Genomic DNA, 19,269 nt, shown 5'->3' on the forward strand with positions numbered 1-19,269 from the left:
CGGCTGTCCGTGGGGGCCTCCTTGAGGGACCTGGAGTCCCTCAAGGAGGCCCCCACGGACCTTCCGTCACTCCCGGCGCGCGCTGACGACGGGACGTTCGGTGGCACCGCTGTTGACGTTGGCGCGGCGGTGCCACCGCAGTTCCCCGTCGCCGGTGAACTCGGCGGTCACCGTGTCGTGGAACGGCGATTCGGCGAAGTACCAGTCGATCCTCAGCACGCGCGGGGCGCTCCACCGCGCGGCGGCGAGCACGCGCATCGACTCCGACTGGTAGGAGTGGTGCAGCCGCCACCCGGTGACCCCGGTGCGCGATTCGACCCATGTGGACAGTCCACATCGGACGTCGTGGGCGCCGCGGGTGTCTTCGAGGGTGACCACCAGCTCGTCGCCCTCGCGACGGAACGAGATCGCGTCGAGCTCGTCTTCGTTGGCGGCGCAGCGGAATCGCGCGCCGTCGACGTCGATCGCCGGGGTCACCGAAGACACCGGCGGCGCGTCGTGGGTACCCGCCAGCTCGGCGGCCAGGCGTTCGTCGGCGGCGGACGAGGGTGTCCCGGTGAACGCGGGCACCAGCTCGTCGTGCAGCAGCCCGGAAAGCAGCCGGTGGCGGCCGTGCTTGATGCTGCCGGTGGTGACCACGACGGCGTCGTGGTGCGGCAGCACGAACACGTCCTGGCCGAACATCCCGGACGCGCGGTAGGCGCCGTCGGCGTCGAGCCAGACCTGGTAGCCGTAGCCCTCCGGGCGCTCGTCGGAGTCCGCGGCGTCCTGCGGCACGAACTCCGCGCCGTTCCAGGTACCCGAGGTGGCGTTCTCGACGTGCCACGAGGACACCGCGGCGACCCAGCCCTCGGGCAGGATCCGCTCGCCCTCCCACACACCGTCGTTCAGGTGCAGCACGCCCCACTTGAGGAAGTCGGCGCTGCGCACGCTCAGCCCGTTGCCGCCCGAGCAGATCCCCTCGGGGTCGGTGTCCCAGCTGTGCCCGGAGAACCCGAGCGGCGCGAAGAGCCTCGGCGTCAGGTAGTCGAAGACGGTCTCGCCGCTCACCCGCTGCACGATCGCCGAAAGCATGTGCGAGGTCGCGCTGGAGTAGGTGAACGCCTTGCCCGGCGGGAACTCCACCTCGGCGCGCAGGAACTCCTCGACCCAGCTCGTCTTCAGCAGCCGCCAGGTTTTGCCCGACAGCCCGACGCGGTGCCCGGTGCGCATGGTGAGCAGGTCCTCGACGGTGATCGCGCGCAGGTTCGCCGACGCGTCGGAGGGCACCTTGTCCGGGAAGAACGACACCAGCGTGTCGTCGAGACGGAGCAGGTTCTCCGCGAGCGCGAAGCCGACGGCGGTGCCGACGAACGACTTCGTCGCCGAGTGCGTCATGTGCGGCCGGTCGGCCGCGTAGGGCCACCAGTACTGGTCGAGCACCAGTTTCCCGCCACGATAGAGCAGCAGGCTGTCGAGGGACACGTCCTCGGCGGTCAGCCTGCGGACGAACCGCCGGACGGCGTCGGCGTCGACCCCCGCCTCGGACGGCGCGGCGACGGGGAACGGATGGTCGGCAGTGCTCACGAACGCTCCTGTAGCTGGGGTTTGACGGTCCCCTTCCGCTCGGCGAGCCGTTCGGCCAGCCGGGAAAGGAGGATGTTGACGACGATGTAGATCACGCCGACACCGACGTAGGCCTGGATGAAGTTGCCGCTGAACTCGCTGAGCACCTTGCCGTTGTTGAGCAGTTCGGCGAGCCCCACGACGTAGCCGAGACTGGATTCCTTGATCACCCGCACCATCTGGCTGACCAGCGCCGGCGTCAGCGCCCGCGCGGCCTGCGGGAGCACGACGAACGCCATGACCTCCCAGTGCCGCAGGCCGATCGCCTTCCCCGCCTCGCTCTGTCCGCGCCCGATGGCGAGGATCCCGGCGCGCACGATCTCGGCGAAGATCGCCCCGGCGTGCGCGACGATCGCCAGCACCAGCTGCCAGAACAACGGGATCCGCACGCCGAGCAGCGGCAGCCCGAACATGAAGAAGAACAGGATCAGCAGCAGCGGCATCGCGCGGAAGAACTCGATCACGGTGGCCGACGGGATGCCGAGCCAGCGCGTCCGGCTGAGCCTGCCGAGCGCGAGGAAAACGCCGAGCACCACCGAAAGCGCGGTCGAGACCAGGCCGACCACCAGCGTCATCCACAGGCCCTGCAGGAGGAAGCCGAGGATCGGGCCGTCGGCGAGCATGGCCCAGCGGTCCAGGTCGAGCTGCCCGGCCAGGCCGAGCTGGACCAGCAGCGCCACCACGATCGCGGTCAGCACCAGGCCGCAGAGGATCGACACGGTGCGCAACCGCGCCTTCGCCCGAGGCCCCAAGGCGTCGAACAAGATATCTTCGTTCATCGCAATACCCGCGCCTTTCGCTCGATCAGCCGCACCGCGAGGCTGACCACGAGGTTGATGGCCAGATATCCGCACGCGGCGACCGCGAAGGCCAGGATCGGCTCGGCGGTCTCCAGGTTGAACGAGCGGGTTTCCAGCGTCAGCTCCGCGACGCCGACCGCGGCGCCGAGCGCCGAGCCGAGCGCGGTGTTGATCAGGATCGTGCCCAGCGGCTGCACCATCGCGCGGAACGCCTGCGGCAGCAGGACATCGGTGACGACACGGCGGAACGGCAGGCCGATCGCCCGCGCCGCCTCGACCTGCCCGCGGTCCACCGCGCGGATGCCGGACCGGACCGTTTCGCAGACGTAGGCGCCGAAGTAGATCCCGAGCCCCAGCACCAGGCACCAGAACAACGGGATGAGCAGGCCCGCGTCGGGCAGCCCGAAGATGATCAGCACGACGACGAGCAGCAGCGGCGAGTTGCGCACCACGTCGACGTAGAGCCGGCCCAGTATCCGCAGCGGCCGCACCGGGCTGATGCGGCAGATCGCCATCGCCGAGCCGAGGACGAGCGCCAGCGGGAACGCGCACACCGTCAGCAGCAGCGTGGCGTAGAAGCCGTCGAGGATTTCCCCGCCGTGATCGAAAAGCACAGACATGACTCTCCTCCTCTCAGGAGCCGGGAACGGACCCGAGCTTGGGCGGCGCGGGCGCGGCGGTGCGGACGAGAGCGCCGACGGTCTGCTCCCACAGCATCCGCCAGGTGCCGTCGGCCATGATCCGTTCCAGGAAGCCGACGACGATCTTCTTGAACTCCGGGTCGTCCTTCGGCGTCCCGATGCCGAACGGGCTGCTGCCGAAGGTCACCGGGGTCATCTCCAGGCGCACGTCGACCGCGGCCTTGCCGAGCAGGATCGCCGTGTTCGCCGACCACGCCCGCACCCGCCCCTGCCGGACGGCGGCGGAGCACTGGCTGCTTTCCTCGAACACCACGGGTTTCGCCGCCGGGCAGCCCGCGCGCAACGCCTCCTCCGCGGCACCCGGCTGCACCGCGACCTCCTGCCCGGCCAGGTCGTTCAGCGAGGTGACCCGGTGGCCGTCCGTGGCGACCAGCACCCCGGAGCGCGCGACGTAGTACGGGCCGGAGAAGTTGACCAGCCGGGCGCGGCTCTTCTTGATGGTGTACGTGCTCACCGCGACGTCGACGGAATGGTTCTGCAGAATGGCTTCACGGGTGTCCGCGCCGCCGGTGATCGTGTCGACCTCGGGCCTGCCGAGCAGGTACTTCGCCAGCAGCTGGGCGATCCCGGCGTCGAAACCGGTGATCCTGCCCGTGCGTGGGTTCATCAGCCCGAACCCGGGCATCGTCACCGAACCGGACTGCAGCAGCACGCCGCGGTCGCGGATCCGGCGCAGCGTGGGCGTTTCCGGCAGGTCCGCGCCGACCGGGCCGTGGTCGATGGCGCCGGTCTGGTCGATCGTGGCGTAGGCGTTGTTCCCGGTCGTGCGGGCACTGGCCCGGCCCCCGCAGGCGGCCAGCACCGGCACCGCGCCCGCGGCCAGCAGCGCGGCGCGGACGACGTCGCGCCGGGCATGTCTTCCTTGGGTCATCAGCTCTCCTGCTCAGTGGCTCAGCACGCGGGCGAGGAACTCCTGGGCGCGGGCGGTCTTCGGATCGGCGAAGAACGTTTCCGGGGCGGCCGTCTCGGCGATGCCGCCGTCGGCCATGAACACGACCCGGTCGGCGGCCTCGCGGGCGAACCCCATTTCGTGGGTCACCACGATCATCGTCATCCCCTCGGCGGCGAGCCCGGTCATCACGTCGAGGACCTCGTGGATCATCTCCGGATCGAGCGCGCTGGTCGGTTCGTCGAACAGCAGCACCTCGGGTTCCATGGCCAGCGCGCGGGCGATCGCGACCCGCTGCTGCTGGCCGCCGGACAGCTGCGCGGGGAACTTGTCGCCGTGGTCACCGACCCCGACCCTGGCGAGCAGCCTGTCGGCCCGCTCGCGTGCCTCCTCGCGGCTCAGGCCGCGGACCCGGACCGGGCCGAGCATCACGTTCTCGCGGACCGTCTTGTGCGCGAACAGGTTGAACGACTGGAAGACCATGCCGACGTCGGCCCGCAGCCGCGCCAGCTCCTTCCCTTCCCGGGGAAGCGCTTTCCCGTCGATCTCGATGACGCCCTCGTCCGCGGTTTCGAGCCGGTTGATGCACCGGCACAGCGTGGACTTCCCGGAGCCGGACGGGCCGATGACCACCACGACCTCGCCCCGCCGCACGTCGAGGTCGATTCCGGTGAGCACCAGCGCCGCGCCGAACGATTTCCGGACGCCCCGGAGCTTCACCAAAGGCCGATCGGTGTCCATGAGGTCTCCTCGTCGAGCTCACGTGTAGTGTCTACTACATCTCGCGCAAACCGAGTGCAGTTTGTAGTAAGCACTACGACGAAGTCAAGGGTGTCATGGTCACTACTTCGTACGGCGACAACTCCGACGGGGACAACTTCGACGGCTACGTCCGGGCCCGGCTGGACGACCTCAAGCCCGCCGAACGGCAGGTCGCGCAGTTCATGCTGGCGAACCCGAACGACGTGCTGTTCTCCTCCGCGGGCGATCTGGGCAGCGCCGCGGGCACCAGCGACGCGACCGTGGTCCGCACCGCGAAGGCGCTCGGCTACTCCGGGCTTCCCGAGCTGAAGCGGCACCTCGGCCAGACGCTCACGACGCGCACCGAACCGGCCACCCGGCTCAGTACGACGATGGAGAAGATCGGCTCGTCCGGATCCAACCCGATCGACCGCGTCGTGTCCGACGGCGTCGAAATGCTGACGGAACTGCACCGCCAGCTCGACCCGGCCGACGTCGAGGCCGCCGCGGACACCCTGCTCGGCGCCCGGCTGGTCTTCACCTGGGGACTCGGCCTGTCCTCGGTGTGCGCCGAGTACGCCGCGTTCCGCCTCGCGCGCCGGGGCCTGATCACCCGGCACTGCCCGGACACCGGCTTCCGGCTCGCCGACGCGCTGCTCCCGCTGACCGCCGAGGACGCCGTGCTGGTCTACGTCCCGGCACGGCACAACCGGGACGTCGAGATGATCATCGCGCACGCCGAGCGCACCGGCGCCGACGTCGTGCTGGTGACGAGCAAGCTGTCCACCGGCCTCGCCGCGCGGGTGCGGGTGGCGCTCCCCGCGCCGGACTCGCCGACGAAGTTCACCGGCGAGACGCTCACCGCGTCGGTCGTCACCGACATGCTGACGCACACGATCGCGGCGAGGACGTCGGACACCGCCAAGGCCACCACGGAACTGCTCACCCTGCTGCGCGGCGAACTGGGCGAACAGCCGCGCTGACTCCTTCGTCACTCCGCCGGTCCAGGCCGTTGACCTGGCCTTTCCAACGAGTACGCTGTGTATCGGATACAGCTTGTACTCGTTCAAGGAGTGAGTGACATGAGCTTCGCCGTCCCGTCCGACTACGCGTCCCGTCCGGTGGCGGTGATCGGCGCCGGCACCCTCGGCCGCCGGATCGCGCTGATGTTCGCCACCCGTGGCGGCACCGTGCGGATCCACGACCTGTCCCGGCCCCAGCGCGAGGCCGCGGTGTCCTATGTGGAACAGAACCTCGCCGAGGTCGCGGGAGGGATCGAAAACGGCACGCCCGGCGCGGTGGTCGCCAGTGACGACCTCGGCGAAGCGGTCGACGGTGCCTGGCTGGTCGTCGAAGCGATCCCCGAACGGCTCGAACCGAAGAAGCGGATCTTCGGCGAACTGGACAAGGTGGCCGCCGCGGACGCGATCCTGGCGAGCAACTCGTCCTCCTACGCGAGCCGCCTGTTCCTCGATCACGTCGAGCATCCCGAACGCGTGCTCAACATCCACTTCTCCATGCCGCCGGCGCAGAACGCCGTCGACGTGATGTCCTGCGGCCGGACCGACCGGGACGTGCTCGACTTCGTGCTGACCACGCTGCCCGAGTTCGGCGTGTTCCCGTTCGAAGCGCGCAGGGAGAGCACCGGGTTCATCTTCAACCGGGTGTGGGCGGCCATCAAACGCGAATGCCTCGAAGTGGTCGCCGAGGGCGTCGCCACCCCCGAAGACGTCGACGGGATGTTCCGGGTGAACACCGGCTCACGCGGCGGCCCGTTCCGGATGATGGACCAGGTGGGACTGGACGTCGTCCTCGACATCGAGGAACATTACGCGGCCGAACACCCCGAATACCCCGAAGGACCTCGCGTGCTACTGCGTGATTACCTCGCCCGCGGACGCCTCGGCGTCAAGAGTGGCGCGGGTTTCTACGACGACTATCCCCAGCCCTAGCGAGGAAACCGATGCCGAAGTCGCCGACGAAGACCCGCCCGAAGACCGTGGCGGCCCTGATGAGCAGTGCACGCGAACTGTTCGTCGAGCGCGGGTACCACGCCACCTCGATCAGCGACATCTGCGGCCACGCCGGCCTGACGCGCGGCGCGTTCTATTCCAACTACCCGAGCAAGGAGCACCTGTTCCTGGCGCTCTACGACACGGAAACCGACCGTGTCCTGGAAGACCTCGAACGCGCCGCCCGTGACGTCACCGAGGCCGGCGCCCACCCCGTCGCGCGCATCCTGGAGTACCTCGCCACCCACCGCCGCAACGACCGGCAGTGGTTCCTCGTGTCGATGGAGTTCACCCTGCACGCCGCCCGCCACCCCGAGCTGGCCGCCGAACTCGCCCCACACGAGGACCGGCTCACCACCGCGATGGCGGACCTGCTCACCACCCTGCGACCCCGCCTCTCCCCCGGCGACGCGCGCGACCTCGCGTGGCTGATCACCGCGCTGCACGAGGGAACGACCGCGCAGGAACTCATCCACGGCGCCCCGGCCACCGCGTTCCGTGCCCGCACGGTGCCCAGGGTGGTGGACACCCTCGCCACGGAAATGCTCGGCGAGGACGGAAAACCCTGAGGGCGCTACCGGTCGGCCGGATACTCCAGCACCCGCAGCGTGGGCTCCGCTCCGTTGGCGGGCCGGGTGATCGCGAACAACCGCTCGCCGTCGGCGGTCCACGCCAGCCCCCGCGACGCGAGCACCCCGGCATCGGTCACATCCAGTGTGGACAGTGGAGTGACCCCGCCGACCTTGTACACGTAGACGTCGTCACGCGGATTACGGACGCCGCCCGCGACGTACCGGCCATCCGGTGAGGCGGCCACGGAATCCGGGTACTGGCCGGTGCGATAGGCGCCCGCGCGGGTGAGATCGGCGCTGTTGAAGGCTTCCATGGCCTCGCGGGACCCCGACGCGGTGTAGATGGTTTTGCCATCCGGGGACAGGGTGAGGTCGGCGAGGTCACTCCCGGCCACCGCGCCGGACGCACGGGCGTCAAGCTTCCCTGCGGTGACGGCGTAGACGTACACCGCGGACTGGCTCAGTTCCGCCTGCCCCGCCACGAGCGGCCCGGTATCGCCGCTCTGTGCCGCGACGAGCGGGGCGTGCCGAAAGTGGACGTTGGCGCCCTGCTGGTCGATGGCCACGGTGGGCGGGGTGGCCGTGGTGTCGAGCCTGCCGATGCCGCCGTTCCAGGATTGTTCGCATCCGTACCCGAACCAGACAAGGGTCCCGGTGCGCGCGAGATGAGCGGGGCAGGTCTGGGAGCCGGTCGGGTACCGCGCGGTCTCGGCGAGCGTGGTGGTGTCGATCGCGGAGATCGCGTCGCCGGACGCGAGCGCGACGTACAGCGTGCGGCCGTCACCCGAGAGCACCAGACCGGACGCGCCGTACTGCCGGTCGATGGTTTTGCGTACCCTGCCATGGAAGTCGGTGACGACGACACCGTTGCTCGTCCCGCCCCCGCTCACGAACACGTGGTGGTGCGCCTCGTCGACGACCAGATCGGAATAGGCCGGCAGGCCCAGCGAACCCGTTCGCGGGCTCGCCGCCGCGCCCGGCGCCACTGCCAGCGAGGCCGCGACCGCCACCGCGGTCAGTACCGTTGTTTTCGCACACGAAACAGTTCTCATCCCGGTCTCCCCATCCGCGGAACCATGCGATCGCATGACTTGAGTGATCCGAATGTAGCGAATATCGGGAAGTGGTCCATACCGCCGACCGGTGGCGTCCCGGCCCATTGTTCATCGAATGTCCAAGCTGGACCATACGGGCTATTGAGGGCCCGGTGAGCCGGTTGTAGCGTCGTTTGCGGTGTTCGCCGCCCAGAGGAGATGCTGGCGTTGCCGCCGGCCAGTCGCATATCCAGCGGACTCGGGCGCGATTGTGCAGGGGGAAGCGAAAATGCCGACCAAACGCGCGTTTTTGTGCTGCGCTCTTACGATTATCGTAGTCGCCGGAACAGTTTTCGGAACCGGTCCGCTGGCCGCCGCGCTACCACCGCGCATCACCGCCGCGAGCCCGCCGGGCCATACCCACCACAGTGTTCCGCCGTCGCCACCGGGCCCCTCGGACGTGGTACCCCGCCACGAGGCGGCACCGCTGGGACAGGTGACACCGGAACCCCGGCGATTGAACGAAAAGATCGAGCGGCGCACGCGGACGACCAAGGCATTCCCGCTGTCGGACGGGCGGACGCAGGTCCAGGTTTCGCAGACGCCCCTGCACTATCGCGAGGCCGCCGGGCATTGGCAGGACATCGACACCCGGATCGCCAGGACCCCGGCCCGCCGAGGCTACGATTTCGGCAACGAGCGCAATACTTTCGAGAGCTCTTTCGGTACCACAACGGACACCCTCGTCGGCTTCAAGCAAAGCGAGCGGGAGGTCCGGCTCGGTATCAGCGGTGCACCGCGGGCGCTGGCCCCACGGGTTGAGGGCAGCACGATCAGCTACCCGGACGCGTTCCCCGGCGCCGAGGTCGTCTACCAGGTGACACCGCAGGCATTGAAGGAAAAGCTCGTGCTGGCCAAGCCGCCGGCACAGGCGCCGAGCTACAGCTTCACGATGGATCTGGCCGGTGTCGAGGCGCAGCAACAGCCGGACGGGTCGATCGCGTTCCACCGCGCGGGCGGCGACCGCGACGGCGGTCCGGTGTTCGTCATGGCGAAGCCGTTCATGCTGGACGGCCGTGACGACGCGGCTTCCCCGTATGGCAAGTCGTGGAGCGGCAAGGTGACGCAGACCCTCCGTGCCGACGGGAGCCGGTTCACGATCACGGTCACCGCGGACCAGGAATGGTTGCGTGCCAAGGAACGCGTGTACCCGGTCGTGATCGACCCGACCATCAAGATCCAGCCGACCGTCACCGAGGCGCAGGACACGATGCTCACCTCCGACGAGCCGGACACCAACCACGACGGCAGCTGGCGGCTTTCGGTGGGCGCGACCAACGCCGGCGCCGCACGCAGTCTGCTGAAGTTCGACCTCGCGGGCATCCCCGCCGGGACGCGCCTCGACGCGGCGCAGCTACAGGTGTACTACGACCAGGACCACACCACCGGCGACAACGACGTCACCGTGGAAGCGCATCGGGTGACCCAGCCGTGGACGGCGAACACGGCCACCTGGAACTCCTCCGCGGGCGCCTTCGCGGAAACCGGGCAGAACCAGGACAACGTCGACGACGGGGAACCCGGGCGGACCGCGGCGAACGGCGAGTGGCGCCCGGTCGACACGGGCGACGCCGAGCAGGCGGTCGGGCACAGCTACCGGATCAACCGGACCGGCGCCCCCGGCGACGACTACACCTGGGTACCGCGGCTGACCGAGGACGGTGACTACCAGGTCGAAGCCCACTACGTCGCCGCGGCGGACCGCGCCACGGACGCGCCCTACACCGTGTCCTACCAAGGCGGGCAGCAAACCGTGCCGGTGGATCAGACCGCCGCGTCCCCCGGCGGCTGGAAGACGTTGGGCACCTGGCCGTTCAAAGCCGGGACGAGTCACAAGGTCGTGCTCGGCGGGGTGCGGGGCAAGGAGGTCGTGGCCGACGCGGTGCGCCTGACCAAGCCCGGCACGCAGGTCAAGCAGGCCGGCAAAGCCAACGTGTGGCACAGCTTCAGCGTGCGCTCGACCGTGCAGGACTGGCTGGACGGTACGCAGCCCAACCACGGTTTTCTGCTCAAGGCCGCCGATGAGACCCGAGGCAAGGGCGGGCCGCGTTACGAGGCCGCCGAGTACGCCTACAACGGCGCGACCGACCAGACCCCCCGCCTGATGCTGACCTACGGCCGTCCCGGCCCGTCGCTCGAGACGCCGACGACGATCCGGGCGACCGGGGCGAACCTGTCCTGGGGCGCGTACCCCGGTGACGACCTGGTCGAGTACCAGGTCCACCGCAGTGTCTTCCAGCGGTTCACCCCCACGGCGGCGACGCTGGTCGCCCCGGTGCGGCCCGGCTCCACGAGCTACGCCGACACCACCGCGCAGCCCACCAGGGCCGACGATCCGCAGCCGTTCGGCAACGCCTTCTACTACGTCGTCGCGGCCAAGACCCGCGACGGCCTGCTGATCCCTTCGGCGACCCAGCTGGTCCGGCTGCCCAAGGCGGGTCAGGTCGTCAAGGTCGTCCAGGGCAACGCCGCCGACACCACTCTTTCGAGCAAGCAACCGGATCAGCCGCACGACCGGCTGACCGGTGAGCCGTGGCTGTCGGTCGGCAACAACTCGGGTACCTTCGGCGCGACGCGCAGCGTGCTGAAGTTCCCCGACCTGAGCGGAATCCCGGTCGGCGCGCGCGTACAGAACGCCGAACTCAGCCTGTGGGGTTTCACCTACGTCGGCGGTACCCCGGTCGGCACCGGGACCTACGAACTGCACGGCCTCACCAGGGATTTCGACCAGGGCAGTGCCACCTGGAACAGGGCAGGCGACCGGACCGCGTGGGCCGCGCCGGGCGGTGACTTCGACCCGGCGGTCGCGGGGAGCACGACGGCGATCACCAACGATCCGGCGTTGCGCGTCTTCGGCGCGACCGGCCTGGCCCAACGCTGGATCAACGACCCGGTGAGCAATCACGGCGCCCTGGTCAAGCTCGCCGACGAGGCCAATCCTCAGGAACGCACGTTGTTCCTCAGCAACGAGGCCGCCGAACCACGGCTGCGGCCGAAGCTGACCGTGGTCTACACCGAGCAGACCGCCGAGAACACCTACTACGCCCCCACCACGCCGGACCGGATGATCCCCGGCGACGAATACACCGTCCCGGTCACCCTCACCAACACCACCGGCCAGACCTGGACGGCCGGCGACCATGTCCTTTCGTATCACTGGGAACTGCCTGACGGCACCGACGTCACCGGCCCCGGCAACCGGTTGGAAACCACGCTCCCCAAGGACCTCCCGCCCGACGGTGTCGTCACAGTCGACGCGAAGGTCAGGACGGCCACCCCGTTCGACCTCGGCAACAAGCGCGAAGCCTTCGTGCTGAAGTGGGACCTGCGCGACCGGGCTGCCGGGAAGTGGCTGTCGGAGACCACGAAGATCCCGCCGCTTGCCCAGAACATCACCATCGACGACCCGAAGTCCGATCAGCTGGGCCTGGAGAAGTTCTACTCCTACACCGGCGGCAGCACCGGTGCCGACTCGACACTGATGGTCAACCAGTTCGCCGGGAACGCGGTGTGGTCCTACAACGCGCTGAGCAACCCCAGCCGCGGCCTGGCGACCTTCCTGCGGATGACCTACAACGCCCAGGACACCTCCAACTCCTACATCGGCTCCGGCTGGTCCCTTTCCGCGTCCACGTTGGCGCGCCTGGGCACCCCGTTGCAGTTCTACGGCTGGGGTGGGCCGGGGTATCCGGCGAAGATCGTGCTCACCGACGGGGACGGCACCAGCCACCAGTTCACGTTGAACAAGCACGACAGTCCCGACCCGCGTTCGTGGGACTACGACAAGCCCGCCGGTGTGCACCTCTATCTGCAGCGGACCGGGAGCACCGACCCCCAGCGCACGTGGGTGATGACACGACCGGACCGTACGCAGCTCGTCTTCGACAGTGACGGCTACCAGAGCACCACCGTCGACAAGAACGGCAACGAACTGCAGTTCACCTACGAGCGGTCCTGCGTCAACAACCACAACACCGGGGTCCTGAAGTACATCACCGACGCCACCGGCCGCCGCACGCTGAATCTGGAGTACTTCCAGACCGGCGACCCGGACTACGACTACTTCACCGGTGACAGGAAGCTGCACGGCACCAACCTGGCCAACGGGAAGATCGCCAACCAGCTCAAGACGATCACCGACATCACCGGTCGCCGGCTCGAGTTCGTCTACAGCGACCGTGGCCTGCTGCAGGAGATCACCGACGGCGCGGGCAGCGACCAGCACAAGACGTTCACCTTCTTCTACAACAACGCGCTGCTGAACAGGAACGCCAAGCTGATCTCGGTCACCGATCCACGGGGCAACTCCACTGGACTGTCCTATTACGACGATCCGGCCCGCAAGTGGAAGACCAGGACACTGACCAACCGGGCCGGCAAGGACACCGGCTTCGACTACCGCTACCCCGACCCGGAACACAGCTCGGCGGTCGACTCGATCGTGACCGATGCCAACGGGCGTACCTCCGGCACCTTCATCGACGGCTACGGCCGCCCCACCAAGCTGACCAACGCCAAGAACCAGACGACCGAACTCACCTGGGACGCCGACAACAACGTCCGCCGCCTCGCCGAGGACGGCGGCAAGGCCGTCACGACATGGGAGTACGACCCCACCACCGGATTCCCCCAGAGCATCACCGACGCCGAAGCCACCGCGAACAGGACCCCGCCCACCAAGCTGAACTACCGAACCGGGCTGGGCGGCCACGTCGCCGACCTGACCGAGAAGATCACCCCTGAGGGCCGCAAGTGGCTGTTCACCTATGACGACCGCGGAAACCTCGTCGCCGTCACCGACCCCAAGGGCAGCGGGAACCCCACGGCCGGGCACTACACGACCCTCAGCAGCTACGACACCTTCGGCCAGCTGCTCACCGTCACCGACGCGAACGGCAACGCGACCGCGTTCGGCGACTACGACCCGATCGGCTCGCCGCGCAGGATCACCGACGCCTACGGACGCGACACGCTGACCAAGTTCGACGCCGCGGGCAATGTTGTGTCCACAATGGACGCCCGGAAGAAGGTCAGCGAGTACACCTACGACGTGTTCAGTAGACCACTGTCCTCGAAGGTGCCCAAGGACGCCGACAAGGGCGACTACCTGTTCACCCCCGGCGCGCAGTACGACCCGAACGACAACGTCATCAAGACGACCGCGGCCAACGGCGCGGTCACCACGGCCGCCTACCAGCCCACCGACGAGATCGTCTCGGTCGGCACGCCCAAGGACGACCCCGGCGATCCCGACCGGATCACCACCTACGAGTACGACAACGTCGGCAACCTGCTCCGGCAGACCGATCCGAAGGGCACCCTGACCCCGGATCCGAACGATTTCACCACCACCCGCGAGTACGACCCGCTCAACCGGGTCGTCGCCACCGTCGACGCCGAGGGCAACCGGGCCACCTACGAATACGACAACGTCGGCAACCTCACCGTCGTGGTCGACCCGCGCAAGACCGCGACACACGACCCCAAGGCGTACACGTCGAAGTACGCCTACGACCTGAACCACCGCGTCAAGACGGTCACCGACGCGGCGGGATCCACCACCGGCAAGAAGTACGACCGGGACGGCAACGCCGTCGAGACCACCGACGCCGAGCAGAACACCACGGTGCTCAAGCTCGACGCTCGCGCCATGGTCGAGGAGCAATGGGTCCCACGCACCAAGGACGCCCAGGGCAACCCCGTCTACCGCAAGACGCGCTTCGAGTACGACGAGGTCGGCAACAAGACCAAGGTCATCTCGCCACGCGGCACGGAGATCCCCGGTAACGCCGAGAACTTCGCCGCGGTCACCGTCTACGACAAGCTCAACCGCGTCGTCGAACAGCAGACCCCGTTCGATCGCAACGACGAACGCGTCAAGACACCGGACAAGACGATCTACACCTACGACGAGGTCGGCCGTCTCACCGAGGTCAGCGCACCGCCGTCCAACGGACAGGCCGTCCGCAACGTCACCCGCACCAGCTACTTCGACACCGGCTGGCTGCGCTCCAGCACCGATCCGTGGAACATCACCACCACCTACGACTACGACGCCCTCGGCAAACAGACCGCGCGCACGCTCACCGCGGCGGGCGGGTCCATGAGCCGCACGATGGCGTGGTCGTTCTACCCCGACGGGAAACTCAAGTCCCGCTCCGACGACGGCGTCCCGGTCGGCCGGGACGTGCGCGTGGTCGACAACACCGACCCCGCCGCCGTCGTCACCGGGGACTGGGGCACCGGCGGGGCCGACACCAGCCCCGACTACGAGGGCTTCGACTACCGGCACCACAACCCCGGCAGCGGCACCGACACCGTCGCCTGGAACCTCGACGCGCCCCGCACCGGCACCTACGAGATCCTCGTCCGCTACCCGAAGGGCGCCACCGCCACCAACGCCACCTACACCATCGACCACGACGGTGGCAGCACGACCAAGATGCTCGACCAGACACAGCAACCCGGCCAGTGGGTCAGTCTCGGCTCGTACAGCCTCACCGAAGGCCAGGCGCGCAAGGTCACGCTGTCGGACAAGGCCAACGGCATCGTCGTCGCGGACGCCGTCAAGATCGTCCGCGACGGTGGCGGCGAAACCGGCCCCGCCCAGCAAAAGACGTTCGGCTACCGCTACGACCCGAACAACAACCTCGTCGACATCACCGACTCCAGCCCGAACACGAAGATCGACGACTACACGATCACCTACACCGGGCTCAACCAGATCAAACAGGTCCAGGAGAAGCTCAAGGGCGCCGTCGCCAAGACCACCGCCTACAGCTACGACCCCAACGGCAACCCGAAGACCCGCGACCACGACGACCAGCACTCGGTCTACGAGTACGACATCCGAGACCTGCTCGAAAAGGTCACGAACACCGACACCGGCGGCACGCCCCAGGTCGCCACCTACACCTACACGCCGCGAGCGCAGAAGCTGCTCGAAACCAAGGCGAACGGCAACCTCCTGCAGTCCGAGTACCTCCCGGACGGCGCGCTACGACACGAGGTCGAGAAGAAGCCCGACACCACGATCGTCAGCGAGCACACCCGCGACTACGACGCCAACGGCAACCCCGCGCGCGACACGCAGCACACGATGAACGCCGACAACCACGGCGCCTACCTCGACAACACCCGCACCTTCGCCTACGACCCCCGCGACCGGCTCCGCGCGGTCACCAAGACCGACTCCACCGGCGCCACCCTCGGCGTCGAAAAGTACGCGCACGACGCGAACAACAACGTCATCGAGCAGACCGTCGACGGGAAGACCACCAAGTACACCTACGACCGCAACCGGCTCGTCACCTCCGCGATCGACAAGAACACCAGCACGCACACCTACGACCCGTTCGGCCGGCTCGACAATGTGACCGCCGGCAGAAAGCTACTGGAGAAGTACCGCTACGACGGCTTCGACCGCATCGCCGAGTACCAGAAGCTCAAGGAAGGCAGCACCACCGAGCACGTCACCACCACCTACGCCTACGACCCGCTCGACCGCACCCTCGCCAAGACCGAGGCCGGCAAGACCACCGACTTCGCCTACCTCGGCCTTTCGAACAACATCCTCAACGAGAAACTCGCCGGGAAACTGGACAAGTCCTACCAGTACAGCCCGAACGGCCAGCGCCTGTCGCAGACCAAGCAGAACACCGACGGCGGTAAGGAAACCACCCAGTACGGCTACAACCCGCACACCGACGTCGAAAGCCTCACCACCGACAAGGGCGACACCAAGGCCACCTACGGCTACACCGCCTACGGCAGTGACGACAAGCAGTCCTTTACCGGCATCGACAAGCCCAAACCCCAGGATCCCGCGGCGCAGGCCTACAACCTGTACCGCTACAACGGCAAACGCTACGACCCCGCCACCGGCAACTACGACATGGGCTTCCGCCACTACAGCCCAGGCCGCAACACCTTCTTGACTCGCGACTCCTACAACGGCGCACTCAGCGACCTGGGGCTCTCCACCGACCCGTTCACCGGAAGCCGCTACGCCTTCACCGGCGGCAATCCGGTCAGCCGAGTGGAATTCGATGGCCACAAACCCTGCGGAAGCGCCGAAGACTGCCAGCAATACGACAAACACCTCAATGACACCGGTCAGTACTACAGCCCGTCAGGTGGCGAAAAGCCAAAGACCGATGCCATGAAGAGAAACGACGCCGAACAACAACAAGGCCGACGGAATAGATGGGTCGCCGACCACTCCAGCCAGTCCAACGACCCCTACCGTGTAGGTAACGAGTTGTACGACGCACAGACTCCACACCTCGGGGGCATGTATTGGGATCCAGCCAAGAAGAATACATGCTTCGGGCTTCGAGCCTGCAATAAGGCATGGCTATACCTCCTCGAAACCCACGACGTTCAAGGCGCAAAACGTATAGGCGCTCTGTACTGCGTCGACAACCTGGACGAATGCGCAGCCGACGCCAAGCGGTTTGACATCACAAGCGACCTGACATCCGGCGCACTGACCTTATTCGCCGGTTTAGGCATGAGATCGTCATCCGCCGCCGGCATGGTCGGCGAAGCCACAGCAGCGAGATCTTCCAGCAAGCCGTCGGTCGCAAGCGAACCGGCACCGAATGCCAGACTTGGCGACCTACGCAAACTACGTTCCGATAACCCGCTTGAACCCCCTAAGCAGGCAGTAATCGACAGTCTAACGGATGAACAGTTGCTCAACTCGGTGCGAAACCCGCTGGACGGCGGCTATTTGGCCGTAACCACGGGACGAGACGTTATCATGAACGGGAACCATCGCGTCACCGAGCTACTCAGAAGGGCAGGAAGTCCAGAGCATCCGACAATCACAGATGACCTCCGAATATTTGTGGCCAACTGGTAACCAGCAGGAAGATTTACAACACCGGAGAAGAATGATGTCAAGTTCCACCGCCAGTGGATTTCGGACCGGGATGCTCGGTGTGCCCGTTCCGAATGTGGTCAAGACCGTCTCGGCTGCTCGTCTCCTGCAACTCGGTAAGAGGGCTCGCAAGCTTGGTTACAGTGCAGTCGGTCGCCCGACATGGACCGAGGCCCACAGGGCGGAGATCGAGTCGGTCGTACTGGTCGCCATCTGCCCGGAAGGCGCAGCAGGCCAGCCGCACAGCTGCTGGCGCTGTTACGCAGGCACGAGCGCAAAAGAGACTGGCGTGGTGGCCTTCGGTATCGACATCGAGATGTCGGAGTTCGCCAAACTTGACACCGTTACGGACCCGTGGATTCTCGCGGAGATTCTGCTGTACCCGGCAAATCATCTCCCCGTAGACGCACGATGAGCCGGCTTGCCCTGGAATTCACGGCCGCGGCGATCAGCTCGGCAAGGTGCAGGCGTTGCGCTGGACCTCGACGTCGGTGAACTGTTGCCAGCCGCCGTTGCCGATGGTGACGGGGCCGTTGTCCCAGGCGTCGCTGTAGGGCAGGTAGCGGTACCAGCGCAGGTCCCCGTCGCGGGTCACGGCGTAGAGGACATCCGCGCCCGCCGACGAAATGCGGCGGAAGGTGTTCCAGCCGCCGTTGCCCACGAGCTTCCTGCTCTGGGTCCAGCGTTTGGCGGCGGTGTCGTAGGCGAAGCGGTACAGCAGCCCATCGGGCGTACGCGCGTACAGCACGCCCTTGCCCGCGCCGGTGATCAGGTTGTAGGCGTTCCAGCCGGTGTCGATCGTTTCGCTGGACCACGTCCCGGCGGCGGCGTCGAACACGCGGCGGTTCAGTTTGCCGTCCGGCGTCACCAGATAGAAGTCGCCGGTGGCGTCGACCGTGACGCGGTCGCGGGTGGCGTCGGTGTCGAAGCCGGTCCAGCCGCTGGCGACGAGCCGGCGCGAATCGGCGGTCCAGCCGGTGCCGTTCCACTGGTAGCGGTAGACCTCGCCGTTGGCGCGGATTCCGTAGACCAGCCCGTCGGGTCCGGCGACGACCCGGGTGAAGCCCGACCAGCCACCGTTGCCGATGACCGAGCGCTCCGGGGCCAGCGGACCACCGTCCGCGGCCGCCGGGTGACCGTAGAGCAGCACGTCGTCGCTGACCGCGAACATCGGCGCGGTGGGCACGCACTGCGTCGCCAGTTCCAAGCGTTTCGCGCGGATCCAGCCGCTGAAGGCGCTCACGCTGGTGAACACGTCGGGATATCCCAGTGCACAGTGGACACCCCAGGAGTCGACGCCCACCTGGGTCCCGTCCGCCGCCACAAGCGGACCACCGGAGTCACCCTTGCAGGCGCCCTGGCCTTCCGGGCTCGTCGTGCAGAGACTGCCGGTGCTGATCGGCCCCTTCGACGCGAGCCGGGTGGCACAGGACTGGAGGTCGATCGCGTGCAGGTCGATGGTCTGCAGGGCGTTCGGGTTGTCCCCCGGGTAGCTCGTCTTCCCCCAGCCGGAAAGGGTAAGCGTCTCCCCGTCGCGCACGGCACGGTTCGCCGGGGCCAGCGTGACCGGCCGGGTGTGCGCGTCGAACGGCACCGACGACACCAGCTTCAGCAGCGCGATGTCGTTGAAGTACGCATCGGGTTTGAACTGGCTGTGCGCCACGATCTTCCGGACCGCGACCGGGGTGCCGCCGTCGAGCTGGTTGCTGCCGTGCCGGATCACCACCCTGCTCGCGTCCCCGTTGTACCGGGCCACGCAGTGCGCCGCGGTGAGCACGACGTCGGAGTCCACAAGGGACGCTCCACATTGGAACGCGCCGTCACCCCAGAGGCTCAGCTGGTAGGGGAACTGGCCGGGGGCCGCCGGGTGCCCGCCCACGATCGCGGGATCCGCCGAGGCCGGTACCGCGACGGTGACCGCGAGTACCGCGGCAACGAGAACCGACCCCAGCCGCCTGAGCCCCGCCATCG

Annotated in this window: 12 protein-coding genes; 5 read left to right on the plus strand and 7 right to left on the minus strand. The window is 67.7% G+C overall.

The features are described from left to right. Positions 1 to 66: 66 nt before the first annotated feature. Genes ABD987_RS04625 through ABD987_RS04645 form a run of 5 tightly spaced genes read right to left on the minus strand, consistent with a single transcriptional unit; the run spans position 67 to position 4,736 of the window. Complete coding sequence (locus ABD987_RS04625) at positions 67 to 1,566, minus strand: serine hydrolase domain-containing protein (protein ID WP_345387251.1); 1,500 nt, start codon at positions 1,564 to 1,566, stop codon at positions 67 to 69. Then, positions 1,563 to 2,384 (minus strand): amino acid ABC transporter permease, encoded by an 822-nt coding sequence (locus tag ABD987_RS04630; RefSeq protein ID WP_345387253.1) that lies wholly within the window; start codon positions 2,382 to 2,384, stop codon positions 1,563 to 1,565. Before ABD987_RS04630 ends, ABD987_RS04625 begins: the two co-directional genes overlap by 4 nt. After that, a complete protein-coding gene (locus ABD987_RS04635; RefSeq protein WP_345387255.1) occupies positions 2,381 to 3,025 on the minus strand; it encodes an amino acid ABC transporter permease in 645 nt (214 codons plus the stop codon). Before ABD987_RS04635 ends, ABD987_RS04630 begins: the two co-directional genes overlap by 4 nt. Positions 3,026 to 3,038: 13 nt before the next feature. Further along, complete coding sequence (locus tag ABD987_RS04640) at positions 3,039 to 3,977, minus strand: transporter substrate-binding domain-containing protein (RefSeq protein ID WP_345387257.1); 939 nt, start codon at positions 3,975 to 3,977, stop codon at positions 3,039 to 3,041. A gap of 12 nt (positions 3,978 to 3,989) precedes the next feature. Then, positions 3,990 to 4,736 (minus strand): amino acid ABC transporter ATP-binding protein, encoded by a 747-nt coding sequence (locus tag ABD987_RS04645; protein ID WP_345387259.1) that lies wholly within the window; start codon positions 4,734 to 4,736, stop codon positions 3,990 to 3,992. Positions 4,737 to 4,831: 95 nt separating this feature from the next. On the opposite strand from ABD987_RS04645, the gene ABD987_RS04650 reads away from it, so the two are divergent. The 3 genes from ABD987_RS04650 (at position 4,832) to ABD987_RS04660 (ending at position 7,317) form a co-directional block, all read left to right on the plus strand. Further along, positions 4,832 to 5,719, plus strand: a complete 888-nt coding sequence (locus tag ABD987_RS04650) for a MurR/RpiR family transcriptional regulator (protein ID WP_345387261.1) — start codon at positions 4,832 to 4,834, stop codon at positions 5,717 to 5,719. A gap of 99 nt (positions 5,720 to 5,818) precedes the next feature. Beyond that, positions 5,819 to 6,688 carry a 3-hydroxyacyl-CoA dehydrogenase family protein gene (locus tag ABD987_RS04655; protein ID WP_345387263.1) on the plus strand — a complete coding sequence of 290 codons (870 nt, stop codon included), beginning with the start codon at positions 5,819 to 5,821 and terminating at the stop codon, positions 6,686 to 6,688. Positions 6,689 to 6,699: 11 nt separating this feature from the next. Next, positions 6,700 to 7,317, plus strand: a complete 618-nt coding sequence (locus ABD987_RS04660; protein ID WP_345387265.1) for a TetR/AcrR family transcriptional regulator — start codon at positions 6,700 to 6,702, stop codon at positions 7,315 to 7,317. Positions 7,318 to 7,322: 5 nt separating this feature from the next. On the opposite strand, the gene ABD987_RS04665 is transcribed toward ABD987_RS04660, so the two are convergent. Then, positions 7,323 to 8,372, minus strand: coding sequence for a hypothetical protein (locus tag ABD987_RS04665; protein WP_345387267.1), 1,050 nt, complete (start codon positions 8,370 to 8,372; stop codon positions 7,323 to 7,325). Between the two features lie 499 nt (positions 8,373 to 8,871). On the opposite strand from ABD987_RS04665, the gene ABD987_RS04670 reads away from it, so the two are divergent. Both ABD987_RS04670 and ABD987_RS04675 read left to right on the plus strand, forming a co-directional pair. Then, a complete protein-coding gene (locus ABD987_RS04670) occupies positions 8,872 to 17,280 on the plus strand; it encodes a golvesin C-terminal-like domain-containing protein (protein ID WP_345387269.1) in 8,409 nt (2,802 codons plus the stop codon). Continuing rightward, positions 17,249 to 17,713 carry a hypothetical protein gene (locus ABD987_RS04675; RefSeq protein WP_345387271.1) on the plus strand — a complete coding sequence of 155 codons (465 nt, stop codon included), beginning with the start codon at positions 17,249 to 17,251 and terminating at the stop codon, positions 17,711 to 17,713. Before ABD987_RS04670 ends, ABD987_RS04675 begins: the two co-directional genes overlap by 32 nt. Positions 17,714 to 17,746: 33 nt before the next feature. Here the strand turns inward: ABD987_RS04675 and ABD987_RS04680 are convergent, their stop codons facing one another. Then, complete coding sequence (locus ABD987_RS04680; RefSeq protein ID WP_345387273.1) at positions 17,747 to 19,267, minus strand: trypsin-like serine protease; 1,521 nt, start codon at positions 19,265 to 19,267, stop codon at positions 17,747 to 17,749. Between the last annotated feature and the right edge of the window lie 2 nt (positions 19,268 to 19,269).

The sequence above is a fragment of the Amycolatopsis samaneae genome (assembly GCF_039541975.1).
GTDB lineage: Bacteria > Actinomycetota > Actinomycetes > Mycobacteriales > Pseudonocardiaceae > Amycolatopsis > Amycolatopsis samaneae.